Here is a 2,504-nt window from a genome sequence, read left to right as displayed (position 1 = left end):
TAAACAACAAACTCCACCCTATTTTTGAGATGAATCTGCCTGAGGGGTATCTGCTCTCTATCATTAAAAAACACTTTTCTAAAATCGTTAAAACAGATGAATTTGGACTTCTCAAACTTATTTCAAAAGGTGTCAAAGGGCGAATAACCTATAACTCAATAGAAGATAATACAGAGAATTCTCTTGAACTGAATGATCTGCTCAATCCACAATCTACTAATCTTTTTGAAGAACTTGTCTCAAAATTTGCACTCAATTCAGCAATTAGTGGTGTCCAACCAAAGGTTTTAGCAAATATTCACAACAAAGCAACACTCAAATATGACAACTATATCGTAAAATCGTGGGGGAAAGAATACCCTGAATTAGCATTCAATGAATACTATTGCATGCTTCTTGCAAAGTATGCAAATATTCCTGTGCCAGAGTTTTATCTATCAAGTGATGCCAAACTCTTTATTATGAAACGATTTGATATTCTTGAAGATGATACAATACTTGGCTTTGAAGATATGTGCGTTTTACAAGCCAAACAGAGTGATGAAAAATATGACGGGAGTTACGAGAGCATAGCAAAAAGCATCAAGACTTTCGTGTCACCCAAATACAAAAAGAGAAGTCTCAAAGATTTTTTTAAAATCATTGTTATAAATAACATCCTCCAAAACGGTGATGCTCACTTGAAAAACTTTGGACTTGTTTATGAAGATATAGAGAACATAAAACTAGCTCCTGCTTATGATATTATCTCCACAACTTTTTATATAAAAAATGACATTTTAGCGCTTAATTTACTTGGCAGTAAAAAATGGTGGGATAAAAAGTACATTCTTCGATTTGGTATGGAAAGTTGTGAACTCACAAAACACGAGGTAACTTTACTTTATGATGAGTGTATAAATGCAAGTAAGAAGATACTTACCACAATAGAGAATAACATGGTAAAAGAAAAAAATGAGGATAAAAAAAACTTGCTAAAACATTTGAAAAATTTGTTGGGAAAAACCCTCGACCTAAGCCAAGGGTTTTAGAGGAAAAACTTAGATTGGTAAAACTCTTATTTTTTTAGAAAGTTTCTCTTTTAGAGTGCTTTCTATTGCATAAAGTGTACCTGTTGCAGATGAAGCACAACCATTACATGCACCTATATAACGGATGTAAATATCTATGTAATCATCATCTTTTTTGATGTCAATAATTTCCATATTTCCACCATCCATAATAAGAAACTGACGCACATTTTCATCAATGACAGCATCAACTGCTTTAATTTGCTGTACAAGTGTCATCTCTTCAAAGTTATCAGCACCTGCGAGTTGTGCATCGGCTGCTGCTTTCATCTTCTCTTCATCCATCTCACGACGAGTGTCTGCCAAGATGTCTACAAGATAATATTCTCTATCTTCATGACCACCTGGTTTGATACAAGATTTACAAAAACCACCAGCTTTTGTATAGTCTGTAATCTCCTCAACAGTTTTTAAATCATTCAAACGAATAACCTCTTGAATAGTTCCAAGAGAAACACGCGCACATTCACATACGATGATGTCCTCTTCAAAACTCTCTTCAGTTACACCAAGGTAGAGTGAAGCTGCTTTTTTAATAACATCATAAGCCATTACAGAACAGTGCATTTTTTGTGGTGGAACAGCAGGCGTTTCCGGATCATCACGAAGAGCAAACTCAACATCAATATTTGTAATTTTTACCGCTTCTTGAACAGTTTTACCAATACAAAGTTCCGTCATAACATCAGATGATGCTATAGCAGTACCACATCCAAAAGATTTGAATTTTGAGTTGACAATTTTGTCTGTTTTTGGATCAATTTCCCAATATAATCTTACCGCATCACCACAGCTCTCAGCACCAAAATCAGCAACAATAAGCTTGTTACCATGTGACTCAGCTTCCTCAGGAGTAATCTCCCCTTGATGTTGTGGGTTGTTCATTAAAGTTGTTACTTTGTTTGAGTACGCATCCCAAAGTGATGCGCCAAGTAAATCGTCCTTAGCCATTATATTATCCTTTAAATTTTATTCTATTTTATTGTTCTTAATGCGCCATATGGTGTGGCATTGCACACTCACCAGCTTCTCCACCAGGAGTTGGTTGTACTTTTGCAAATGAGCTTGAGATAGCACGAAGTCTAGCTACTGCATTTCTAAAGTGCTCTATAGTGTAGTCTATCTCTTCATCTGTCGTAAAACGAGAAAGTGAGAGTCTTATACCAGTATGTGCTAGTTCGTTATCAGCACCAATTGCGAGCATAACTGTATTTGCTTCTAACTCTGCAGAGGCACAAGCAGAACCTGTTGAGGCTCCAATTTGACCATTGTTTAAGTCCCAAAGCATGCCCTCACCCTCAACACCACGAATAGAGATAAGAATAGTATTTGGTGTACGATTTTCACGATTACCTACTACAAAAGTATCACTAAGCTCTAAAAGTGCATCTTCAAGTCTATCTCGTTTTGCTCTAATTTTTGCCGTAGTCTCAT

Annotated in this window: 3 protein-coding genes; 1 reads left to right on the top strand and 2 read right to left on the bottom strand. The window is 35.9% G+C overall.

Features of this window, described 5'->3' with window-relative positions; translation table 11 throughout:
• Positions 1–1,031: type II toxin-antitoxin system HipA family toxin (locus tag MVY38_RS07735; protein ID WP_297484952.1), on the top strand; the 1,031-nt coding region annotated here is incomplete at its 5' end.
• A gap of 9 nt (positions 1,032–1,040) precedes the next feature.
• Here the strand turns inward: MVY38_RS07735 and MVY38_RS07730 are convergent.
• Complete coding sequence (locus MVY38_RS07730) at positions 1,041–2,021, bottom strand: iron-sulfur cluster assembly scaffold protein (RefSeq protein ID WP_297484950.1); 981 nt, start codon at positions 2,019–2,021, stop codon at positions 1,041–1,043.
• A gap of 37 nt (positions 2,022–2,058) precedes the next feature.
• On the bottom strand, positions 2,059–2,504 hold a 446-nt coding region (locus tag MVY38_RS07725), incomplete at its 5' end, for an aminotransferase class V-fold PLP-dependent enzyme (RefSeq protein ID WP_297484948.1).

Origin of the sequence: Sulfurimonas sp., from assembly GCF_027056685.1 — a bacterium.
GTDB lineage: Bacteria > Campylobacterota > Campylobacteria > Campylobacterales > Sulfurimonadaceae > Sulfurimonas.
The sequence above is the reverse complement of the archived record's forward strand: the minus strand, read 5'-3'. Positions and strand labels throughout refer to the sequence as shown.

What these genes read in the sequence shown, in the direction of transcription:
- MVY38_RS07730 (WP_297484950.1), bottom strand. Translation starts at nt 2,021, where the DNA reads ATGGCTAAGGACGATTTACTTGGCGCATCACTTTGGGATGCGTACTCA.